This is a genomic window from Streptomyces sp. EDA2-14, assembly GCF_054963755.1.
Window position 1 is genome coordinate 96,888 of sequence record NZ_JBUEGE010000019.1, and the last position, 20,649, is coordinate 117,536.

Genomic DNA, 20,649 nt, shown 5'->3' on the forward strand with positions numbered 1-20,649 from the left:
CCCGCGCCCTCAGATGGGTGACACAACAGGCGTATCGGGCTTCGTGCAGGTCCAATGGGCGCAAGGTTCGTCCCCTTTGTCTTCGGATCGCCCTCTGGAGGACCCTGATGCGCCTCGGCCTGCGTACCGGCGCCCTGGCCGCCGCCCTGGTGGTGGTCGTGCCCTGGCTGGCCTCCTGCGGGGCCACGGCCACCGAGTCGGGCATCGTGCGGGCCAAGTGGGGCGACCCGCAGAACCCGCTGGAACCCGCGAACACCAACGAGGTCAACGGCGGCAAGGTCCTCGACATGATCTTCCGGGGGCTCAAGCTCTACAACCCCGACACCGCCGAGCCCGAGTACGCCGTCGCCAAGTCGATCAAGAGCGACGACGCGCAGAACTTCAAGGTCACCCTGAAGGACGGCTGGAAGTTCGCGGACGGCACGAAGGTCACCTCGCAGTCCTTCGTCGACGCCTGGAACTACGCCGCCTACCTGCCCAACGCGCAGATCGGCGCCGACTTCTTCGGCTACATCGACGGCTACGACAAGGTCCACCCCGACAAGGGGAAACCGACCGCGAAGAAGCTGTCGGGGCTCAAGGTCGTCGACGACACGCACTTCACGGTCAAGCTCAACCAGAAGTTCTCGCTCTTCCCCGACATGCTCGGCTACGCCGCCTTCTCGCCGCTGCCGAAGAAGTTCTTCACCGACCACGACGCCTGGCTGGAGAAGCCCTTCGGCAACGGCCCGTACGAGGTCACGGACTACGAGCGCGGCGGCCGCATGAAGCTGCGCCTCAACGACCAGTACAACGGCACCAAGCCCCGCAACAAGGGCGTCGACCTGCTCGTCTACACCGACGACAACACCGCGTACACGGACGTCGTGGCCGGCCAGCTCGACGTGACGGACGCCGTGCCCGCCGAGCAGCTCGACAACCTCCACAAGGACGTGGGCGGCCGGTACATCAACACCCCGGCCGGCATCATCCAGACGCTGATGTTCCCCATGTACGACAAGAAGTGGGACACGGCCGACGGCCTCAAGGTCCGCCGGGGCATCTCGCTCGCCATCAACCGCGAGCAGATCACCGACAAGATCTTCCAGAAGACCCGGATCCCGGCCAAGGACTGGACGTCCCCGGTGCTCCGCGAAGAGGGCGGCTACAACCCCGAGATCTGCGGCGACCGTTGCGAGTACAACCCCGACGAGGCCAAGCGGCTGATCGACGAGGGCGGCGGCTTCCCCGGCGGCAGGCTCGTCCTCAGCTACAACGCCGACACCGGCAATCACAAGCAGTGGATCGACGCCATCTGCAACAGCATCAACCGGGTCATGGGCAACTCGAAGTCCTGCGTCGGCAACCCGGTGGGCACCTTCGCCGACTTCCGCACGCAGATCCAGAGCGGCAAGTTCTCGGGCCCGTTCCGCAGCGGCTGGCAGATGGACTACCCGCTGATCCAGAACTTCCTCCAGCCCGTCTACACCACGGGCGCCCCCAGCAACGACGGCAAGTGGAGCGACAAGCGGTTCGACGCGCTGATCAACAAGGCCAACGCGGACCCGGACCCGAAGAACGCCATCAAGGACTTCCAGGACTCCGAGCGGATCCTCGCCGAGCAGCTGCCGGCGATCCCGCTCTGGTACCAGAACGGCACCGCCGTCTACGGCACCCGCGTGCACGACGTGAAGCTCAACCCCTTCAGCGTGCCGGTCTTCGAGGAGATGACCGTCAGTGACTGAGAACCACGACCGCTCGGGTTACCTGAGGGAGGTGCCGTGGGGCGTTATGTGATCCGACGGCTGCTGCAGATGATCCCGGTGTTCATCGGCACCACGCTGCTGATCTTCCTCATGGTCAACGTCATGGGCGACCCGACCGCGGCGCTCTGCGGCGACAAGGCCTGCGACCCGGCGACCCAGGCGGCGCTGCGCGAGCAGTTCCACCTCGACAAGCCGCTGGTCCAGCAGTACCTGATCTACCTCGGGAACATCTTCCAGGGCGACTTCGGCACGGCCTTCAACGGCGACTCGGTGGCCGATCTGCTGCTGCGCGCCTACCCCGTCACCATCAAGCTGACGTTCGTGGCGATCGTCTTCGAGATCGTCATCGGCATCGGCCTCGGTGTCGTCACCGGGCTGCGGCGCGGCAAGCCCATCGACACGGGCGTCCTCGTCCTCACCCTGGTCGTCATCTCCGTGCCGACGTTCGTGACCGGCCTGGTCGCCCAGCTCCTGTTCGGCATGCAGTGGGGGATCGTCAAGCCGTCGGTGGCGTACGAGGCGCCGCTCGGCGAGCTGATCCTGCCCGGCCTCGTCCTCGCCTCGGTCTCCCTCGCGTACGTGACCCGGCTGACCCGCACCTCCGTCGCCGAGAACGCCCGCTCCGACTACGTCCGCACCGCAGTCGCCAAGGGGCTGCCCCGGCGCCGCATCATCTGGCGGCACCTGCTGCGCAACTCGCTGATCCCGGTGGTCACCTTCATCGGCACCGACATCGGCGCCCTGATGGGCGGCGCCATCGTGACCGAGCGGATCTTCAACATCCGCGGCGTCGGCTACCAGCTCTACCAGGGCATCCTGCACCAGTCCTCGCCGACGGTGGTCGGCTTCGTGACCGTCCTGGTGATCGTCTTCCTGCTCGCCAACCTCATCGTCGACCTGCTCTACGCCGTCCTTGACCCGAGGATCCGCTATGCCTGAGCCCGTCACCCCGGTCACCGTCGAGGCCCAGCTCACGCCCGGCAGCACGCCCGAGGGCGGCGGCGCCGAGGGGCCCGCGCGCTCCCTGTGGTCGGACGCCTGGCGCTCGCTGCGCCGCAACCCGGTCTTCATCGTCTCCGCGCTGATCATCCTGTTCCTGGTGATCGTCGCGATCTGGCCGCAGCTCCTCGCGGGCGGCGACCCCAACGACTGCGACCTCGCGCACGGCCAGGACACGGCCACCTCGGGACACCCCTTCGGCTACGACGCGCAGGGCTGCGACGTCTACACACGGACCGTGTACGGGGCCCGGGCCTCGATCACCGTCGGCGTGTGCGCGACGGCCGGGGTGGCGCTCCTCGGCGGGATCCTCGGCGCGCTCGCCGGCTTCTTCGGGCGGTGGGCGGACGCCCTGCTGTCCCGCGTCGCCGACATCTTCTTCGGCATCCCGGTCATCCTCGGGGGCCTCGTCCTGTTGTCCGTGGTCACGTCGACTACGGTGTGGCCGGTGGTCGGGTTCATCGTGCTGCTCGGCTGGCCGCAGATCTCCCGCATCGCCCGCGGCTCCGTCATCACGGTCAAGGAGAACGACTACGTGCACGCGGCGCGCACCCTCGGCGCCTCCAACTCCAGGATCCTGCTGCGCCACATCCTGCCGAACGCCGTCGCCCCGGTGATCGTCGTCGCGACCATCGCGCTCGGCACGTACATCGCCCTGGAGGCGACGCTCTCGTTCCTCGGCGTCGGCCTCAAGCCACCCGCGGTCTCCTGGGGCATCGACATCTCCAACGCCGCCCCGTACATCCGCAACGCCCCGCACATGCTGCTGTACCCGGCGGGAGCGCTGGCCCTCACGGTGCTCGCGTTCATCATGCTCGGCGACGCGGTGCGCGACGCCCTCGACCCCAAGCTGAGGTAGCCGACCGTGGCGAACACGAACCTGTTGGAAGTACGCGACCTGCACGTCGAGTTCCGTACCCGCGACGGAGTCGCCAAGGCGGTCAACGGCGTGAACTACACCGTCGACGAGGGGGAGACGCTCGCCGTGCTCGGCGAGTCGGGATCCGGGAAGTCCGTCACCGCGCAGGCCGTGATGGGCATCCTCGACATGCCGCCGGGCCGGATCTCGGGCGGTGAGATCCTCTTCAAGGGCAAGGACCTGCTCAACCTCAAGGAGGAGGAGCGGCGGCGGATCCGCGGCGCCGAGATGGCGATGATCTTCCAGGACGCGCTGTCCTCGCTCAACCCCGTGCTCACCGTGGGGGAGCAGCTCGGCGAGATGTTCGTCGTCCACAAGGGAATGTCCAAGAAGGACGCGCGGGCCAGGGCCGTCGAGCTGATGGACCGGGTGCGGATCCCGGCCGCGAAGGAGCGGGTCACCCAGTACCCGCACCAGTTCTCCGGCGGCATGCGCCAGCGCATCATGATCGCGATGGCGCTCGCCCTGGAACCCTCGCTGATCATCGCCGACGAGCCGACGACCGCCCTCGACGTGACGGTCCAGGCCCAGGTCATGGACCTGCTCGCGGAGTTGCAGCGCGAGCTCAACATGGGGCTCATCCTCATCACGCACGACCTCGGGGTGGTCGCGGACGTCGCCGACAAGATCGCGGTGATGTACGCGGGCCGGATCGTGGAGACGGCGCCGGTGCACGAGATCTACAAGGCGCCCGCCCACCCGTACACCAAGGGCCTGCTCGAATCGATCCCGCGCCTCGACCAGAAGGGGCAGGAGCTGTTCGCCATCAAGGGGCTCCCGCCGAACCTGATGAACATCCCGCCCGGCTGCGCCTTCAACCCACGCTGCCCCATGGCTCAGGACGTGTGCCGCACGGACGTCCCGCCCCTCGCCCGTGTCTCGGAGGACCGCCGCAGCGCCTGCCACTTCTGGAAGGAGACGCTCGATGCCGCAACACGGTAAGCATGTGAGCAAGGACGACCTGAAGCGCGAGGGCCGGATCGCCACGCACCTCCTCCACAAGGCGCAGGCCGAGAACGACTACGCGGAGAACGGTTCGGCCTCGGGCCACGAACCCCTCCTCCAGGTGCGCGGCCTGACCAAGCACTACCCGCTGACCCGGGGCGTCCTCGTCAAGAAGCAGATCGGCTCGGTGAAGGCCGTCGACGGGGTGGACTTCGACCTCGGCCAGGGCGAGACGCTCGGCATCGTGGGCGAGTCCGGCTGCGGAAAGTCCACCGTCGCGAAGATGCTGGTGAACCTGGAGCGGCCGACGGCAGGCGTCATCACGTACAAGGGCGAGGACATCACCACGCTGTCCGGCCGGGCCCTGAAGGCGGTCCGCCGCAACATCCAGATGGTGTTCCAGGACCCGTACACGTCCCTGAACCCCCGTATGACGGTCGGCGACATCATCGGGGAGCCGTACGAGATCCATCCCGAGGTGGCCCCGAAGGGCGACCGGCGCAAGAAGGTCCAGGACCTGCTCGACGTCGTCGGGCTCAACCCCGAGTACATCAACCGCTATCCGCACCAGTTCTCGGGCGGGCAGCGCCAGCGCATCGGCATCGCCCGCGGCCTCGCGCTGCGCCCGGAGATCATCGTCGCGGACGAGCCGGTCTCCGCGCTCGACGTGTCGGTGCAGGCGCAGGTGGTCAACCTGCTGGACCGGCTGCAGAGCGAGTTCGACCTGTCCTACGTCTTCATCGCCCACGACCTGTCGATCGTGCGGCACATCTCCGACCGGGTCGGCGTGATGTACCTGGGCCGCATCGTCGAGATCGGCTCGGACGCCGAGATCTACGACCACCCGACGCACCCCTACACGCAGGCGCTGCTCTCCGCGGTGCCGGTGCCCGACCCGGAGGCGCGCGAGGGCCGGGAGCGGATCATCCTCTCCGGCGACGTGCCCTCGCCCGCCAATCCGCCCTCCGGCTGCCGCTTCCGTACCCGCTGCTGGAAGGCGCAGCAGCGCTGCGCGGACGAGGTGCCGCTGCTCGCCGTGCCCGCGGTCTTCCGGGGCGGCGAGACCCCGGCGAGCCACCCCTCGGCCTGTCACTTCGCGGAGGCTGTATCTGATTAGGCGCTCCGCGCCGGGGGCAGGTCGTCCCGACGGAAGTGCGGGTGGAACACCTTTACACGCAGGCAACTCTGCCGACCCGACGCCGATATGTAAACGCCCCAGAGTGTCGTGTACGGCCGTGCGGGTGCCGTAGAACCGGGCCGGAGCGCTTCACGCGCTCCGGCCCGGACCCGTCTCAGGACAGGCCGAGCGACCGCTTCAGGAAGTCGACCTGAAGGAGCAGCAGATTCTCGGCGACCTGCTCCTGGGGCGTCATGTGGGTCACGCCGGACAGCGGGAGCACCTCGTGCGGCCGGCCGTCCGCGAGGAGCGCCGAGGACAGCCGCAGGGCGTGCGCCACCACCACGTTGTCGTCCGCGAGCCCGTGCACGACGAGCATGGGCCGGTGCTGCTCGGCGGCCTCCGTGAGCCCGTCGTCGGTCACCAGGGAGCTCTTCGCGTACGTCTGCGGGGACGTGGCCGGATCGCCCAGGTACCGCTCCGTGTAGTGCGTGTCGTACAGCCGCCAGTCCGTGACCGGGGCGCCCGCGATGCCCGCGTGGAAGACGTCGGGGCGGCGTAGCACGGCGAGCGCCGACAGATAGCCGCCGTAACTCCAGCCGCGCATCGCGACCTTGGACAGGTCGAGCGGGAACCGGTCGGCGAGCGCGTGCAACGCCGTGACCTGGTCGTCCAGCGTGAGCGTGAAGTCGCCGCGGATCGACTTCTCGCGGCCGGGCGAGACACCGGGCGTGCCCCGGCCGTCCGCGACGATCACCGCGAAGCCCTGGTCGGCGAACCACTGCGAGGTCAGATGCGGGTTGTGCGCCGCCACGACGCGCTGCCCGTGCGGGCCGCCGTAGGGGTCCATGAGCACCGGCAGAGGCCCGTCCCCCTCTTCGTACGAGGAAGGGAGCAGGACGGCGCACGGGATGCCCGCGGCCTCCGTGAGCGTCACGCGCGGGGTGAGCAGCGGGCGTTCGGCGTACGAGACGATGTCGACCGCCTTTTCGGGGGTCCTGCCCTCGCGCTCCACGCGCGCCCGTGCGCCGGGGGCGTCCGGCGTCGCGGAGACGAGCACGGTGACGTCGCCGGAGCGGACCGCGGAGTGCGCGCCGGGCTCCGTGGAGACGCGCCGCACCCCGAGTTCGTTGACCCGGTAGACGTGCACCTCGCCGGTCTCCGGGGACTCGGCGTCGGACCCCGCCGAAGCCGAGATCAGCACGTCGCTCGCGCCCACGTCGAGCACCGCGCGCACATGCAACTGCGGTCCGGTCAGCGGCCGCTCGCCCACCGCGAGGACCCGCGCGCCGCCCTCGTCGGCGATCCGCACGAGCTGCCCGCTCGGCGACCAGCACGGCACACCGGGCAGCAGCTCCAGCCACTCGTCGTCCTCGTCGGCGTGCACCATCCGCGTCGAACCGTCGTCCGTGTCCACCGCGAGGTAGAGCGCGCTGCGCTGGTCGCGGGCCTGGACCAGGAGCAGCGGGGCGCCGTCCGCCGACCAGTGCACACGCGCCAGGTACGGGTACGCCTTGCGATCCCAGTTCACCTCGGTGCGGGAGCCGTCGAGGCCGTACGCGAACAGGCGCACCTCCGCGTTGGGCGAGCCCGCGCGGGGGTAGGCGACGCGGGCCGGCTCCCGGTCCGGGTGCGCGGGGTCGGCGATCCACCAGCGCCGCACGTCCGCGTCGTCGGCGCGGGCCACGAGCAGCCGGTCCGATTCGGGCGACCACCAGTGGCCGCGGTACCGGGACATCTCCTCGGCCGCGACGAACTCGGCGAGCCCGTACGTCACGGTCTCCGACTCCGGCTCCGCGAGGGCCCGGTCGTTCTCGCCCTCCGCGTCGACCACGCGCAGCGCGCCCCGCGTCACGTACGCGATGTGCCGCCCGTCGGGGGAGGGGCGCGGGTCCAACACCGGCCCCGGCACCCGCAGTTCCCGCGCCGTGCCCGCGCGCAGCTCGGCCGTGAACAGGCGCCCCGACAGGGCGAACGCGGCCAACTCGACGGCGGCGTCCGTGGCGTACCCCACGATGCCCGCGCCGCCCTCGCGGCTGCGCTCGCGCCGGGCCCGCTCCTCGGCCGACAGCCGCTCCGCGGCCCCGCCGAGCAGCGGCACCGGGTCGGCGGCCACCCGTTCCCGACCGCTCGCCACGTCAAGCACCCACAGCGCGTTCGCTCGATCGGTGCCCGAGGCGGACCGAAGAAAGACGACGCGCTCACCGTCCGGCGCCACGGTGAAGGCACGCGGCGCCCCCAACGTGAAGCGCTGCGTGCGCGCGTGCTGACGGGGGAAGGTCTCGATGGTCATTCATGCAGCCTAGGAGAGATGACCCGTGCGCGCCCCCGTGCGCTCCCGGTCGCATCGCGTGCTCCCCGGTGGCGACTCGTGCGCGGGCACGGATAGTTATGATCGTTAGCAGCCTGTGGGTACGAGTCCGTCGGCGACCGGATCACTTTGGAGGAGGACCGCTGTGGCACTCTCGATCTCGGCCGTGGTGCTGTTCGCGATCATCGTCTTCATCCTGATCAAGAAGTCGGGATTGAAAGCGGGGCACGCGATCGTCTGCGTGCTCCTGGGGTTCTATCTGGCGAGTTCGTCGATCGCTCCCACGATCAAACAGCTGACCACGAACGTGGCGGACATGGTCGGCGGCATCAAGTTCTAGCCGCCCCGGCTGCGGGCCGGGTGTCAGCCGGGCGTTCTAGGCTGTGGGCATGACGGAAATGCCAGGTAGGCGCCTGCTCCTCGTGCATGCGCACCCCGACGACGAGTCGATCAACAATGGCGCCACCATGGCCAAGTACGCCGCCGAAGGCGCCCTGGTCACGCTGGTGACCTGCACGCTCGGCGAAGAGGGCGAGGTAATTCCGGACGAACTGGGTCATCTCGCGCCGGACCGGGAGGACATTCTCGGACCGCACCGGATCGGCGAGTTGGCCGCGGCCATGAAGGAACTCGGCGTCACCGACCACCGCTTCCTGGGCGGCCCCGGCCGCTTCCGCGACTCCGGAATGATGGGCGCCCCGCAGAACGAGTGGGAGGGCGCCTTCTGGTCCACCGATCTCGACGAGGCCGCGGCCCACCTCGTCGCCGTGATCCGCGAGACCCGTCCGCAGGTCCTCGTCACGTACGACCCGGACGGCGGCTACGGGCACCCCGACCACATCCAGGCCCACCGCGTCGCGATGCGCGCCGCCGACCTCGCCGCCGAGCCCGCCTTCCGGCCCGACCTCGGGGAGGCGCACACGATCGCGAAGATCTACTGGAACCGCGTGCCGCGCACGGTCGTCGAGGAGCGCTTCCGGTGGCTCGCGGGCGTGCTCGACGCCACACCCTTCGACACCGCCGCCGTGGTGGACGACGTGCCGGGCGTCGTCGACGACGAGCGGATCACCACCGCGCTCGACGGCCGGCCCTACGTGGAGCGGAAGGCGGCCGCGATGCGCGCGCACGCCACGCAGGTCGACGTGCCGGACGCGCTCGGCGTCTTCGCGCTCTCCAACGGCCTGGCGCAGCCGCTGTTCGACATCGAGTACTACGAGTTGGTGCGCGGCGAGCCCGGATCGCCGTACGAAAAGGACCTGTTCGAGGGAGTCGGCAGCACCGGATCTGCCGGCACTGAGGAAGTGAGCGCGTGATGAGCGGTGGCAAGAACGGGCGGGCCGCGGCGTCCTCCGGCAAGACGGCTTCCGGTGGAGCGGCCTCCGGCGGGGCCGCGCGGGACGTCGACCTGCCGTTCGGTTTCGGCGGGTTCAGCGCGGGACGGGGCGCCGCCCTGCTCGCCCTGTTCGTCCTCGGCGCGCTCGTCGCCGTCGCGGGCGCGCTCCTTCAAGGTGGCTGGTTTCCGGGCGGGTTGCTGCTCGCGCTCCTCGGGGCCGCGGGAGTCTTCCACGGCGGGGCGCGACTGATGGGCGGTCGCGCCGGGGCGGTCGCGCCCGCGGCCGGCTGGGTGCTCTCGGTGATTCTGCTCACCGCCAGCCGTCCCGAGGGCGACTTTTTGTTCGGCGCAGGAGTGGGCTCGTACCTCTTCCTCCTCGGAGGGATGGCTGTTGCTGTGATGTGCGCCACCTTCTGGCTGCCCGGGCAACCACCCGCGCCCGCCTCCCGACTTGGGAAGTGAAGGAGCACCCTGGGACGTCGCGTGGCGTGAGCCGTTCCGGTTTCGTCATCCGTCACACAGTGACTTCCGGCGGCGGCCAGTATGGTGGTGCGCGCCGCCGAGCAGCCCGCGCGAGGTCGAGACGGGCGGCGGAGCCAACCGGGAGAACCTGCCTTGAGCCGTGAAACTGACAGTTCGTCCTCCGGGCCCCAGGGGCGCGGCGCTGCCGCGTACCCGTCGGGGACGCCTCCGTACGGATCGCCCGCGCAGGGCGGGGCGTCCGGTGACGCCGGACCGACGCCGCCGGGTGACCAGGGCGCCCCGGAGTCACCCAAGACCGAGACGACGCTGACGACCCGGATCCGGATCAACATCCCCGGCTCCCGGCCGATCCCGCCGGTCGTCATGCGGACACCCATGAGCGACGTCGACGGCAAGGCGCAGTCCGCCGCCGACCCGGGCGCCGACGCCCCCAAGCCGCCCATCGCCTCCTCGCCGGAGGCTGCACAGGGCGGTCGCCCCTCGGGACCCACCGCGTTCGGCACCTCGGCGGACACGGGCTCCGTGCCCGCCCCCGAGGCCGCGACGCCCGCCGCTCCCGCTCCTCCCGCGCCGCAGCGCGAGGAGAAGACGAGCGACTGGTTCGCACCGCGCAAGTCCCCGGCGGGGACCCGCGGCGGTGCGGGTGGCCCGGCGACCGGTACGGGTCCGGCGACCGGTACGGGTGGCCCGGCCACCGGCGCCCCGAAGCCGCCCGCCGCTCCGGGCCCCAACCCCGGCGGACCGTCCGGCACTTCGGGCGGACCCACCGGCGGCCCCGGCGGCTCCTCCGGCGGATTCGACGTGTCCGGCGCCGTGGCGGCCGGCCCCCTCGGCACCGGCGGCGGCCCCGGCCCCCGTGACGACCTGCCGTACTTCTCCGCCAACCAGGACTCGGGCGCGCCCGGCCGCGGCCCCGGATCCGACGGCCCGGCCGGCCCCACCTCGGGCCCGGCCGCGGGCGACGGACCCATGTCCCCGCCGCCCGCGCCCGACCCGCAGGTCCCCGGCGCAGGCCGGACGCCGCCGCGGATGAGCGACGACACCGCGATCCTCACGCCGCAGAAGCCGGCCCCGGAGCCCCCGGCCAACCGGGACAACGTGTCGGGCGACACGCTCACCAGCGGCATGCCCGTCATCTCCGCGACCGGCGGCGGCCCCAAGAAGCCCGGCGCCTCAGACCCGTTCCAGCAGGGCCCGGACTCCCCGGCGGTGCACACCCCGCCGAAGCTGCCCGAGCCGGTGCAGGCCACCCCGGCCCCCGCGAAGAAGAAGGGCCGCAACAAGCTGGTGCTGCTCGGCGCGGGCGTCGTCGGCCTGGCCGGAGTCGCCTACGGCGCGGGCCTGTTGATGAACCACTCCGACGTCCCGAAGGGCACCACCGTCGCGGGCGTCGACATCGGCGGTGGCACTCGCGACGAGGCGACCACCAAGCTGGAGAACGCCCTGGGCAAGCGCACCGAGCAGGCGCTGAAGCTCCAGATCGGCGGCAAGACGGTGCAGCTCCAGCCGGCGCAGGCGGGGCTCTCCCTCGACACCGCCTCGACCGTGGCGGCCGCCGCGGGCAGCGACTACAACCCGGTCTCGGTGATCGGCTCGCTGTTCGGCAACGAGCGGGTCGTCGACCCGGTCGTGCCCATCGACGAGGAGAAGCTGGCCGCGTCCCTGGAGCGGGCCGCGGGCGGCGCCGCCGCGTCCGGCGACGGCACGATCAGGTTCGAGCCGGGCAAGGCCGTCCCCGTCTACGGCAAGACCGGCAAGGGGCTCGACCTCGCGCAGTCGGCCGCCGCGGTCAAGGACGCGTACCGCACGCAGATCTCGACCGGCTCGTCCGGCGCGGTCCCGCTGGCCACCGAGACGCACAAGCCGACGATCCCGGACGCCGAGGTCGACCGGAAGATGCAGCAGTTCGCCGAGCCCGCGATGTCCGGACTGATCACGGTCAAGGCGGGCAGCGCCTCGATCCAGTTCGGCCCCGACAAGTCGCTGCCGAAGATCCTCAGCGTGCAGCCGGTCAACGGCAAGCTGGTCGAGAAGTACGACCTCGTGGAGCTCAAGAAGCTCTACGGGACGACCTTCGACGGCGTCATGGTCACCCGCGGCACCGGCAAGAAGACGCCGGTCCAGCCCACGGACGTGGCAGCCGCCATCGGCAAGGCGCTGCTCGGCAAGACCACCGCCGAGCGCACCGCGGAGATCCAAACGAACGTCCCGTAACTCCGCCCGCTCCCGCGTCACGAGTCCCGCATGACATCCGTCATGCGGGACTCACGCTTGTCGACACTGCCGCGCACCTGCTCCTCGGCCCGCGTCCCGCCGACACCGGCGAGGCCCGCGTCTTCGGCACGAGCCCGCGCGAGGCGATCACCGCGGACCGGGAGCGCGAGGTGCTGCGCGCGGCGGCGGACGGCCGCACCAACGCGGAGCCGGCCGCCGCGTGGGAGAAGGGCTGGCTGTAGGGGTCGGAGGCAGGGGTCAGTTGAGCATTGCGCGGGCCGCGCGCGCCTGCTCCCGCACGGACTCCGCCATCGTCTCGTCGACCGCCCCGACCACGTCCGCGTAGGCCTCCAGCTCCACGGCCCCGTTCACGAAGTCGCCGCGCCGGACGAGGAGCTGGGCCCGCTCGTAGCGCAGTCGCGCCGGATGCGAGGGCAGCAGCAGGGACAGCTCCACGGCCCACAGCGACACGTCGGAGCGCTCGGGCCGGGTCGCCGCCCACGCCCGGATGTTGTTGAGGATCCGCAGCACCACGTCCAGCGGGTCGGCGGGCCGCAGCATCGACGCATCGAGCGGGCCGCCCGTCGCCCCCGCCACCAGCGTCTGCGCGTCCGCCCCGGTCAGCACCCGGCCACCGTCGAAGGGATCGGCCAGCACCTGCTCCTCGGGCTCCCCGAACCCGACCACGAAGTGCCCCGGCAGGGCCACCCCGCACACCGGCGCCCCGGCCCGCCGCGCGACCTCCAGCCACACCACCGACAACAGGATCGGCAGCCCTCTGCGACGCCGTACGACCTCGTGCAGAAGCGAGGACTCCAGGCGCTGGTAGTCGTTCGGCGCGCCGTGGAAACCGGCGCGCGCGCCGAGCAGTTCGGCGCACGCGGTGGCCCAGGCGTGCGGCGAGCCCGGCCGGTACGGCAGCCGCCCGGCCAGCTCGTCCAGCTCGATCTGCACGGCGTCCATGCCCGCCTCGTCGAGCGAGGCGTCGCCCTGCGCGGCGAGCAGCAGACACAGCTGCGCCAGATCGGGCCGCTCGGCCCGCGCCTCTTCGGCGAACCTGCGCCGCAGCTCCGTGGAACGGGGGGAAAGGTGGGGGGACATACGTGCCTCGTGCCCTCTCAGGCCGATCGATACGGCATCCGTCGAGACGGCATCAGTCGACGAAACCGCCGCGCCGTTCCGGAGCACGGTAGTGGTACTGCGTCTTCCGGGGGCAACCCCCGGGCCCCCGGCCGGAAATGCGCGTCACTCGCCATGCCGTTCCGGAGCACGGTAGTGGTGGTAGGCGTGATGTGTCGCGAAACCGAGGCGGTCGTACAGCGCGCGCGCCCCCTCGTTGTCCGACTCGACCTGGAGCCAGGCCGCCGACGCGCCCTCGTCGAGCGCCTGCCGCGCGAGCGCCGTCATCACGTCCGTGGCGAGCCCGCGCCGCCGCTGCGCGGGGTCGACCTCGACGGCGGCGAACCCGGCCCACCGCCCGTCGACCACACAGCGCCCGATCGCGGCGGGCACCTCACCCTCGCCCGGCACGGTCGCGAACCACACCGATGGCCCGGCGCACAGCACCTTCAGCGCCACCTCGCTCGCTCCCTTGCGCTGGTAGCGCGCGAGCCAGGCGGGCCCCGGCGCACGGCTCAGCACCACGTGCGGCGCATCCGGCGCGTCCCCGATGGGCGCGAGCGCCGCGATCCGCAGCTCCGCGCTCACCTCGCGCACCCAGCCGCGCTCCTCCAGCCCGGCGCACAGGACTTCCTGCGCTCCCTCGGCCCCGGTCGCCGTCTGCGCGTACGCGGGAAGCCCACGGGCCGCGTACCACTCCTGTACGCGCTCCAGCGCGTCGTCGAGCGGACGGCCGGGGTCACCCAGAGGGAGCACGGAATTGGCCCGGCGGGTGAATCCTTCGGCAGCCCTGAGGTCCCACTCGCCGAGACGCTCGCTCTCGGTCGGCTGCCAGGCGCGCGCGGCGACGCGCGCGAGCTCCGGATACGTCGCCGAGGGGCCGCGCCTGCGGGCGGGAGCGGCCGGCACGACCTTCCCCGCGACCAGTGCGGACTCCTCGATCCGCACACCTTCACCGTTTCTTCGTGTGATGAGCAGCACACCGTCGTCCCACGATGTGAGAACACCGACGGTGTCGGTGAACTTTCGACCCGCGGAATCATCCCCGCTCACCCGTCGCACAGAGACGCGTTTTCCCACGTCAGCGCCAGAAATGCGGACTTCCAGGCGTCCGCCCGCAGTGAATTCCACAGCTCGCCCCACCCCTCCTGTTCGGATCATGCCCGGGAACGGAGATACTAGGGGCGGGCATCGACGACGCCGCGCTCCCGCGCGCCAGGCGGCGGAGCCTGCGGAGGCCCGCCAGCGCCCTATCGAGGAGGAACGACAGCGTGACCTACGTCATCGCGCAGCCTTGTGTCGACGTCAAGGACAAGGCGTGCATCGAGGAGTGCCCGGTCGACTGCATCTACGAGGGCTCCCGGTCCTTGTACATCCACCCGGACGAATGCGTCGACTGTGGTGCCTGTGAGCCGGTCTGCCCGGTCGAGGCGATCTTCTATGAGGACGACACTCCTGAGGAGTGGAAGGACTACTACAAGGCGAACGTCGAGTTCTTCGACGATCTCGGCTCGCCCGGTGGTGCCTCGAAGATGGGCCTGATCGAGAAGGACCACCCCTTCATCGCCGCGCTGCCGCCGCAGAACCAGTAATTTCCGAGTTCAGCGGTACGCACAGGCGCTGCCCCGGTCCCGTACGGCTCTGACTGCCGTACGGGACCGAGGCATTTGTCCACCACGTCGCGAGAAAGCGAGCCACCCAGGTGTCCACCGTCCCAGCCCCCATCGACCGCATCCCCACCTTCCCCTGGGACAAGCTGGAGCCGTACAAGAAGACGGCCGCGGCCCACGCGGACGGCATCGTCGACCTCTCTGTCGGCACGCCGGTCGACCCGGTGCCCGAGCTGATCCAGAAGGCGCTGGTCGACGCCGCCGACTCGCCGGGCTACCCGACGGTCTGGGGCACCCCCGAGCTGCGCGACGCGCTCGTCGGCTGGTGCGAACGCCGCCTCGGCGCCCGCGGCTTCGACCACACGAACGTCCTGCCGGTCGTCGGCTCCAAGGAACTCGTCGCCTGGCTCCCCACCCAGCTGGGTCTCGGCCCCGGCGACAAGGTCGCCTACCCGCGCCTCGCGTACCCGACGTACGAGGTCGGCGCCCGCCTCGCCCGCGCCGAGTACGTCGTCTACGACGACCCGACCGAGCTGGACCCGACCGACCTGAAGCTCCTGTGGCTCAACTCGCCGTCGAACCCGACGGGCCGCGTGCTCGACAAGGACGAGCTGACGCGCATCGTCGCGTGGGCCCGCGAGCACGACGTCCTGATCTTCTCGGACGAGTGCTACCTGGAGCTGGGCTGGGAGGCCGACCCGGTCTCCGTCCTGCACCCGGACGTCAACGGCGGCTCGTACGAGGGCCTGGTCGCGGTCCACTCGCTCTCGAAGCGGTCGAACCTGGCGGGCTACCGGGCGGCGTTCATCGCCGGTGACCCGGCCGTCCTCGGCCCGCTGCTCCAGATCCGCAAGCACGGCGGCATGATGACCTCCGCGCCGACGCAGGCGGCGGTCGTCGCGGCGCTCGGCGACGACGAGCACGTACGGGTGCAGCGGGAGCGCTACGCGGCCCGCCGCGAGTCGCTGCGCGCGGCGCTGCTCGCGCACGGCTTCCGCATCGAGCACAGCGAGGCGAGCCTGTACCTGTGGGCGACCCGCGACGAGTCCTGCTGGGACACGGTGGCCCACCTGGCCGGGCTCGGCATCCTGGTCGCGCCGGGCGACTTCTACGGAGAGGCGGGCGCCACGTTCGTCCGCGTCGCGCTGACCGCCTCGGACGAGCGCGTCGCGGCGGCGGTGGCCCGGCTGTCCTGAGACGGCCCGCAGCAGCGGAACGGGGTGCCGGGAGCAGAACGCTCCCGGCACCCCGTTCTTGGTCGACCCGAGGTCAGCTGAGCGGCAGGCCGTCGACCGGCAGGTTGCCCAGCGTGTCGGTCGGCAGGCTGTCGCCGCCCACCGGCAGCCCGCCGTCCGTCGCGGACCCGGCCGTGTCGCCGACGACGTCACCGGCGCTGCCGGCGAGCCCGCCCGCGGCCTTCTGCGCGGCCGGCGCGGCGGTCTTGGCGCCCGAGCCGACGGCCTTGCCCGCGGTCGGCACGACCTTCTCGACGGCCTTGCCGCCGGTCTTGCCGGCGAGCCCGGTGGTGCTCTGGGCCGCGTTGTCCACGGTGTTGCCCATGTTCGCGCCGTCCAGCGCGGTCACGCCGCCCAGGTTCGGCGTGGCCGGGAGCTCGACGGCGCTCGCGGAGCCGGCCGCACCGACCACGGGCGCCGCCGCCGCTACGAGCAGCGCGGCACGGGCGATCCGGCGGGTCAGGGGGAGGGACATGATGCTCCTTAGGCGGGAGAGAACGTTTGGTGCCCGGTTGTCGTACGACGATCGGACGCCGTGACAACCGCCCCAAGGCCCAGGAAGGTTGCGGGTCGGAAACGTAAAGGGTTTGCAATGCGTCGCATTATCAGTTGTGGGCAGAAACGGGCAAACCTCGCGCATCGCCGGACGCTGCAGAATCCTTACGGCCGCCTGCTCGCAAGGGTCTTGGGGACAGAGCCCCGGATCGTTCGAAGGTGCCCGCGCGGCGTCCATCGCGCATGATCCGCCTCACTCCGTCGAGTGAGGGGTCGTACTACTGCCCAGTGACGATTCGGACCTCGCCGACGGACGTCGAGGCCGCCGGACCGGACCGGCCGCCCCGCTTCGCCGGCGCCTTGTGCCACTTGTGGCCGGACGTGTCCGCGGTCCACTCGCGGCCCGCGTAGGAGACCCGCTCGATGTGCAGCGCCGACGCGTTGGCCACCGCCCACTGCGCCAGCTCCCAGCCGCGCTGCCGCTCGCCGCTCTCGGCCGAGTCGACGGGGGCGGGCACGGGGATGCGCACGGAGCCCTTGCCCGGGCCCTGTGCCGACTCCAGGTCCCGCCCGAAGTCACGGGCGAGGGCGGCCTTCACGCGCGCGGGGTCCCCGGACCGCGCGCCCTGCGTACCGCTCGGCCGGCCGTCGCAGGTGAGCGACGCGGCGGCGCGACCGGTCAGCGAGGCGGCCAGCAGGATGGCGTCCGGCTCGTGCTTCGCGTACGCCTGCGGGTAGCCGCTGCGCTGCACGCGCTGCGCGGCCGCGGTCAGCGGGAGCCGCGAGTAGCCGGGGACCTTCTCCAGGTGCGCGTAGAAGCGCTCGGACGCGTACGCCGGGTCCATGATCTGGTCCGCGGTGCCCCAGCCCTTCGTGGGGCGCTGCTGGAACAGGCCCAGCGAGTCCCGGTCGCCGTGCTCGATGTTGCGCAGCCCCGACTCCTGGAGCGCCGTCGCGAGGGCGATCGTGATGGCGCGCTCGGGCATGCCGCGTGAGGTGCCGACGGCGGCGATCGTCGCCGCGTTGGCCGCCTGCTCGGAGGTGAACTCGTACGTCGCGCCCGCGCCGTCCCCGGTGCTCGCCGAGACGACCGTGCATCTCGGCTTGCCGCGACCCCCGGTCGCGTACTGCACGGCCACGTACGTGGCGACAGCGAGCAGCACGACGAGGGCCGCGCCGATGCGTCGGAGGCGGCCGCGCCGGACGAGAGTGGGGGGCTCAGGCACGCGTCCAAGGTACTGGAGTCCACTGACAGGGCCCCCGCCCCATGGGCGTTAGGCTCGGCGCCATGGACCGCACCCCTCTTGACCTCACGCAGGACGCCGCACGCCTCACGGCGCAGTTGGTCGACTTCCCCTCGCCCAGTGGAGCTGAGAAGGAGCTCGCCGACGCGATCGAGGAGGCCCTGCGGGGGCTGCCGCACCTCACGGTCGACCGGTACGGCAACAACATCGTGGCCCGGACGAACCTGGGGCACGACGAGCGGATCATCCTCGCGGGGCACATCGACACGGTCCCGATCGCCGACAACGTGCCCTCGCGGCTCGACGAGAACGGCACCCTGTGGGGCTGCGGCACCAGCGACATGAAGGCGGGCGTCGCGGTCCAGCTGCGGATCGCCCAGACGGTCCGCGAGCCCAACCGCGACCTCACGTTCGTCTTCTACGACAACGAAGAGGTCGCCGCACACCTCAACGGTCTGGGGCATGTGGCCGACGCCCACCCCGACTGGCTGGAGGGCGATTTCGCGATCCTGCTGGAGGGCACCAACGGCGACGTCGAGGGCGGCTGCCAGGGCACCCTGCGGGTCATCCTGAAGACCAAGGGCGAGCGGGCCCACTCCGCGCGCGCGTGGATGGGCAGCAACGCCATCCATGCCGCGTCCCCCATCCTGGAGCGCCTCGCCGCCTACGAGCCCCGCAAGCCGGTCGTCGACGGCCTGGAGTTCCACGAGGGCCTCAACGCGGTCCGCATCGAGGGCGGCGTCGCCACCAACGTCATCCCGGACGAGTGCGCCGTCACGGTCAACTTCCGGTACGCGCCCGACCGGTCGATGGAGGAGGCCGAGCAGTTCGTCCGCGACTTCTTCGCCGGCTGCCCCATCGAGGAGTTCGTCGTCGACGACCACACCGGCGGCGCGCGCCCCGGCCTCACGCACCCCGCTGCCGCCGCCTTCGTGGCCGCGGTGGGCGGGGAGGTGCGCCCCAAGTTCGGCTGGACCGACGTGTCGCGCTTCAGCGCGCTCGGCGTCCCCGCGGTCAACTACGGCCCCGGCAACCCGATCTTTGCCCACAAGATCGACGAGCGGGTCGAGACCTCGCTCATCCTGGAGGGCGAGAAGCGCCTGGCCGCCTGGCTCACCGCTTCGTGAAACCCCGAGGTCCCGCGTGTGTAACCCGCGTAGACCTACCCTTGCTCTACGTAAGTGCGTGATGACTGCGCAGGAAGGGAGCAGACGATGAGCAACCCGGAGGGCAAGCGACGTCCTGTGGAGCAGCGGACGGGGCCGGTGGTCCGGCGCCGTGATCAGATGCAGCCAGGGACGAGTGACCAGCGTCTGCTCGACACCGAAGGCCCCTCGGGGTGGGTGCACACGGATCCCTGGCGGGTCCTGCGCATCCAGTCGGAGTTCATCGAGGGCTTCGGCACGCTCGCCGAACTGCCGCCCGCGATCAGCGTTTTCGGCTCGGCGCGCACCCCGGAGGACTCGCCGGAGTACGCGGCCGGCGTCGCCATCGGCAAGGCCCTGGTGGAGGCCGGCTTCGCGGTGATCACCGGCGGCGGCCCCGGCGCCATGCAGGCGGCCAACCAGGGCGCCGTGGAGGCCAAGGGCATCTCGGTCGGCCTCGGCATCGAGCTGCCCTTCGAGCAGGGCCTCAACCCGTACGTCGACCTGGGCCTGAACTTCCGCTACTTCTTCGTACGGAAGACGATGTTCGTGAAGTACGCCCAGGGCTTCGTGGTGCTGCCCGGCGGCCTCGGCACCCTGGACGAGCTCTTCGAGGCGCTCACCCTCGTGCAGACCACGAAGGTGACGCGCTTCCCGATCGTGCTCTTCGGCTCGCAGTACTGGAACGGGCTGGTCGACTGGCTCAGGGACACGGTGATCGCCCAGGGCAAGGCCGGCGAGGCGGACCTCCTCCTGTTCCACGTCACGGACGACGTGGAGGAGGCCATCACCCTGGTCACCAAGGAGACCGGCAAGTAGGCCCCTTCGGGGGCTGCCGTTACGCCAGTCCCCGGCGGGCGACCGCCGGGGGCCTGTGGCCCGCGATGGACGACACCATGTCCAACACCTGGCGGGTCTCGGCGACTTCGTGCACCCGGTAGACCTGCGCCCCGAGCCACGCCGAGACCGCCGTGGTCGCGAGGGTGCCGATGACGCGCTCCTTGACGGGCTTGTCGAGGGTCTCGCCGACGAAGTCCTTGTTGGACAGCGAGACGAGCACGGGCCACCCCGTGTCGACCATCTCCGGAAGCCGCCGCGTCGCCTCCAGGGAGTGCCGCGTGTTCTTCCCGAAGTCGTGACCGGGGTCGATCAGCACGGACTCGCGCGGCACCCCGAGGGCGACGGCCCGCTCCGCGTACCCGACCGTCACATCCAGGATGTCCGCCATCACGTCCTCGTACGTCACCCGGTGCGGGCGCGTGCGGGGCTCGGCGCCGCCCGCGTGCGTGCACACGAGGCCCACCCGGTGGCGGGCCGCGACCTCCGCGAGCTTCGGGTCGACGCCGCCCCACGCGTCGTTGAGGACGTCCGCGCCCGCCGCGCACACGGCGTCGCCGACCTCGTGCCGCCAGGTGTCGACGCTGATGATCACGTCGGGGAAGCGGCGCCGCACCTCGGCGACGAAGCCGACGGTCCGCCGCGCCTCCTCCTCGGCGGTGACCTCCTCGCCCGGACCGGCCTTCACCCCGCCGATGTCGACGATCATGGCGCCCTCGGTCACCGCCTGCTCGACGCGGGCGAGCGCGGGCTCGTCCCGGAAGGTGGCGCCCTGGTCGTAGAAGGAGTCCGGGGTCCGGTTCACGATCGCCATGATCACCGGCTCGTGCGCGCCGAAGGTGTGCTGGCCCAGCCTGAGCATCCCCTGTGACTCTCCTTCTGGTTCTCACTTGTTCCT

At 71.3% G+C, this 20,649-nt stretch carries 19 protein-coding genes; 13 read left to right on the top strand and 6 right to left on the bottom strand.

What is annotated here, in order from left to right; genetic code table 11:
* Nucleotides 1-107 precede the first annotated feature (107 nt).
* Genes ACY34M_RS33265 through ACY34M_RS33285 form a run of 5 tightly spaced genes read left to right on the top strand, consistent with a single transcriptional unit; the run spans nt 108 to nt 5,725 of the window.
* Entirely contained in the window at nt 108-1,724 is a 1,617-nt protein-coding gene (locus ACY34M_RS33265; protein ID WP_462722091.1) for a peptide ABC transporter substrate-binding protein, read from the top strand.
* A 36-nt stretch (nt 1,725-1,760) separates the two neighbouring features.
* Nucleotides 1,761-2,684, top strand: coding sequence for an ABC transporter permease (locus tag ACY34M_RS33270; RefSeq protein ID WP_462722090.1), 924 nt, complete (start codon nt 1,761-1,763; stop codon nt 2,682-2,684).
* A complete protein-coding gene (locus ACY34M_RS33275) occupies nt 2,677-3,603 on the top strand; it encodes an ABC transporter permease (protein WP_462722089.1) in 927 nt (308 codons plus the stop codon). The genes ACY34M_RS33270 and ACY34M_RS33275 overlap by 8 nt, the downstream gene beginning before the upstream one ends.
* Nucleotides 3,604-3,609: 6 nt before the next feature.
* Nucleotides 3,610-4,605 carry an ABC transporter ATP-binding protein gene (locus ACY34M_RS33280; RefSeq protein WP_462722088.1) on the top strand — a complete coding sequence of 332 codons (996 nt, stop codon included), beginning with the start codon at nt 3,610-3,612 and terminating at the stop codon, nt 4,603-4,605.
* The gene (locus ACY34M_RS33285; RefSeq protein WP_462722087.1) at nt 4,589-5,725 is read left to right on the top strand and encodes an ABC transporter ATP-binding protein; all 1,137 of its coding nucleotides are present in this window, start codon (nt 4,589-4,591) and stop codon (nt 5,723-5,725) included. Before ACY34M_RS33280 ends, ACY34M_RS33285 begins: the two co-directional genes overlap by 17 nt.
* A 175-nt stretch (nt 5,726-5,900) precedes the next feature.
* Here the strand turns inward: ACY34M_RS33285 and ACY34M_RS33290 are convergent, their stop codons facing one another.
* Nucleotides 5,901-8,018, bottom strand: a complete 2,118-nt coding sequence (locus tag ACY34M_RS33290) for a S9 family peptidase (protein WP_462722086.1) — start codon at nt 8,016-8,018, stop codon at nt 5,901-5,903.
* A gap of 163 nt (nt 8,019-8,181) precedes the next feature.
* Between ACY34M_RS33290 and ACY34M_RS33295 the strand changes: the two genes are divergently transcribed.
* The 4 genes from ACY34M_RS33295 to ACY34M_RS33310 all read left to right on the top strand — a co-directional run bounded on the left by ACY34M_RS33295 (nt 8,182) and on the right by ACY34M_RS33310 (nt 12,066).
* Nucleotides 8,182-8,376: a hypothetical protein gene (locus tag ACY34M_RS33295; protein ID WP_462722085.1), complete on the top strand. Its 195-nt coding sequence runs from the start codon at nt 8,182-8,184 to the stop codon at nt 8,374-8,376.
* Nucleotides 8,377-8,425: 49 nt separating this feature from the next.
* Nucleotides 8,426-9,349 carry an N-acetyl-1-D-myo-inositol-2-amino-2-deoxy-alpha-D-glucopyranoside deacetylase gene (gene mshB / locus ACY34M_RS33300; RefSeq protein ID WP_462722084.1) on the top strand — a complete coding sequence of 308 codons (924 nt, stop codon included), beginning with the start codon at nt 8,426-8,428 and terminating at the stop codon, nt 9,347-9,349.
* A complete protein-coding gene (locus ACY34M_RS33305) occupies nt 9,349-9,831 on the top strand; it encodes a DUF6113 family protein (RefSeq protein WP_462722083.1) in 483 nt (160 codons plus the stop codon). Before mshB ends, ACY34M_RS33305 begins: the two co-directional genes overlap by 1 nt.
* A gap of 153 nt (nt 9,832-9,984) precedes the next feature.
* Nucleotides 9,985-12,066 carry a hypothetical protein gene (locus ACY34M_RS33310; protein WP_462722082.1) on the top strand — a complete coding sequence of 694 codons (2,082 nt, stop codon included), beginning with the start codon at nt 9,985-9,987 and terminating at the stop codon, nt 12,064-12,066.
* Nucleotides 12,067-12,324: 258 nt separating this feature from the next.
* On the opposite strand, the gene ACY34M_RS33315 is transcribed toward ACY34M_RS33310, so the two are convergent.
* Together ACY34M_RS33315 and ACY34M_RS33320 are read right to left on the bottom strand one after the other, a co-directional pair.
* Nucleotides 12,325-13,167, bottom strand: a complete 843-nt coding sequence (locus ACY34M_RS33315; protein WP_462722081.1) for a transglutaminase family protein — start codon at nt 13,165-13,167, stop codon at nt 12,325-12,327.
* A 144-nt stretch (nt 13,168-13,311) separates the two neighbouring features.
* A complete protein-coding gene (locus ACY34M_RS33320; protein ID WP_462722080.1) occupies nt 13,312-14,316 on the bottom strand; it encodes a GNAT family N-acetyltransferase in 1,005 nt (334 codons plus the stop codon).
* Nucleotides 14,317-14,456: 140 nt separating this feature from the next.
* Between ACY34M_RS33320 and fdxA the strand changes: the two genes are divergently transcribed.
* Nucleotides 14,457-14,777: a ferredoxin gene (gene fdxA, locus ACY34M_RS33325; RefSeq protein ID WP_356374204.1), complete on the top strand. Its 321-nt coding sequence runs from the start codon at nt 14,457-14,459 to the stop codon at nt 14,775-14,777.
* A 110-nt stretch (nt 14,778-14,887) separates the two neighbouring features.
* Nucleotides 14,888-15,991: a bifunctional succinyldiaminopimelate transaminase/glutamate-prephenate aminotransferase gene (locus tag ACY34M_RS33330; protein WP_462722079.1), complete on the top strand. Its 1,104-nt coding sequence runs from the start codon at nt 14,888-14,890 to the stop codon at nt 15,989-15,991.
* A gap of 73 nt (nt 15,992-16,064) precedes the next feature.
* Here the strand turns inward: ACY34M_RS33330 and ACY34M_RS33335 are convergent, their stop codons facing one another.
* Both ACY34M_RS33335 and ACY34M_RS33340 read right to left on the bottom strand, forming a co-directional pair.
* Complete coding sequence (locus ACY34M_RS33335; protein WP_462722078.1) at nt 16,065-16,505, bottom strand: ATP-binding protein; 441 nt, start codon at nt 16,503-16,505, stop codon at nt 16,065-16,067.
* Between the two features lie 298 nt (nt 16,506-16,803).
* On the bottom strand, nt 16,804-17,751 hold the full coding sequence (locus ACY34M_RS33340) for a heavy metal transporter (protein ID WP_462722077.1): 948 nt from the start codon (nt 17,749-17,751) through the stop codon (nt 16,804-16,806).
* A gap of 62 nt (nt 17,752-17,813) precedes the next feature.
* Between ACY34M_RS33340 and dapE the strand changes: the two genes are divergently transcribed.
* Together dapE and ACY34M_RS33350 are read left to right on the top strand one after the other, a co-directional pair.
* Nucleotides 17,814-18,896, top strand: coding sequence for a succinyl-diaminopimelate desuccinylase (gene dapE / locus ACY34M_RS33345; RefSeq protein WP_462722076.1), 1,083 nt, complete (start codon nt 17,814-17,816; stop codon nt 18,894-18,896).
* An 87-nt stretch (nt 18,897-18,983) separates the two neighbouring features.
* Entirely contained in the window at nt 18,984-19,733 is a 750-nt protein-coding gene (locus tag ACY34M_RS33350) for an LOG family protein (RefSeq protein ID WP_462722075.1), read from the top strand.
* 19 nt (nt 19,734-19,752) lie between these two features.
* Here the strand turns inward: ACY34M_RS33350 and folP are convergent, their stop codons facing one another.
* Nucleotides 19,753-20,613 (bottom strand): dihydropteroate synthase, encoded by an 861-nt coding sequence (folP, locus tag ACY34M_RS33355; protein ID WP_462722074.1) that lies wholly within the window; start codon nt 20,611-20,613, stop codon nt 19,753-19,755.
* Nucleotides 20,614-20,649: the final 36 nt, after the last annotated feature.

What these genes read in the sequence shown, in the direction of transcription:
- ACY34M_RS33265 (WP_462722091.1), top strand. Translation starts at nt 108, where the DNA reads ATGCGCCTCGGCCTGCGTACCGGCGCCCTGGCCGCCGCCCTGGTGGTG.
- ACY34M_RS33285 (WP_462722087.1), top strand. Translation starts at nt 4,589, where the DNA reads ATGCCGCAACACGGTAAGCATGTGAGCAAGGACGACCTGAAGCGCGAG.
- ACY34M_RS33275 (WP_462722089.1), top strand. Translation starts at nt 2,677, where the DNA reads ATGCCTGAGCCCGTCACCCCGGTCACCGTCGAGGCCCAGCTCACGCCC.
- ACY34M_RS33305 (WP_462722083.1), top strand. Translation starts at nt 9,349, where the DNA reads ATGAGCGGTGGCAAGAACGGGCGGGCCGCGGCGTCCTCCGGCAAGACG.
- dapE (WP_462722076.1), top strand. Translation starts at nt 17,814, where the DNA reads ATGGACCGCACCCCTCTTGACCTCACGCAGGACGCCGCACGCCTCACG.
- ACY34M_RS33290 (WP_462722086.1), bottom strand. Translation starts at nt 8,018, where the DNA reads ATGACCATCGAGACCTTCCCCCGTCAGCACGCGCGCACGCAGCGCTTC.
- ACY34M_RS33335 (WP_462722078.1), bottom strand. Translation starts at nt 16,505, where the DNA reads ATGTCCCTCCCCCTGACCCGCCGGATCGCCCGTGCCGCGCTGCTCGTA.
- mshB (WP_462722084.1), top strand. Translation starts at nt 8,426, where the DNA reads ATGACGGAAATGCCAGGTAGGCGCCTGCTCCTCGTGCATGCGCACCCC.
- ACY34M_RS33350 (WP_462722075.1), top strand. Translation starts at nt 18,984, where the DNA reads ATGAGCAACCCGGAGGGCAAGCGACGTCCTGTGGAGCAGCGGACGGGG.
- ACY34M_RS33315 (WP_462722081.1), bottom strand. Translation starts at nt 13,167, where the DNA reads ATGTCCCCCCACCTTTCCCCCCGTTCCACGGAGCTGCGGCGCAGGTTC.
- folP (WP_462722074.1), bottom strand. Translation starts at nt 20,613, where the DNA reads ATGCTCAGGCTGGGCCAGCACACCTTCGGCGCGCACGAGCCGGTGATC.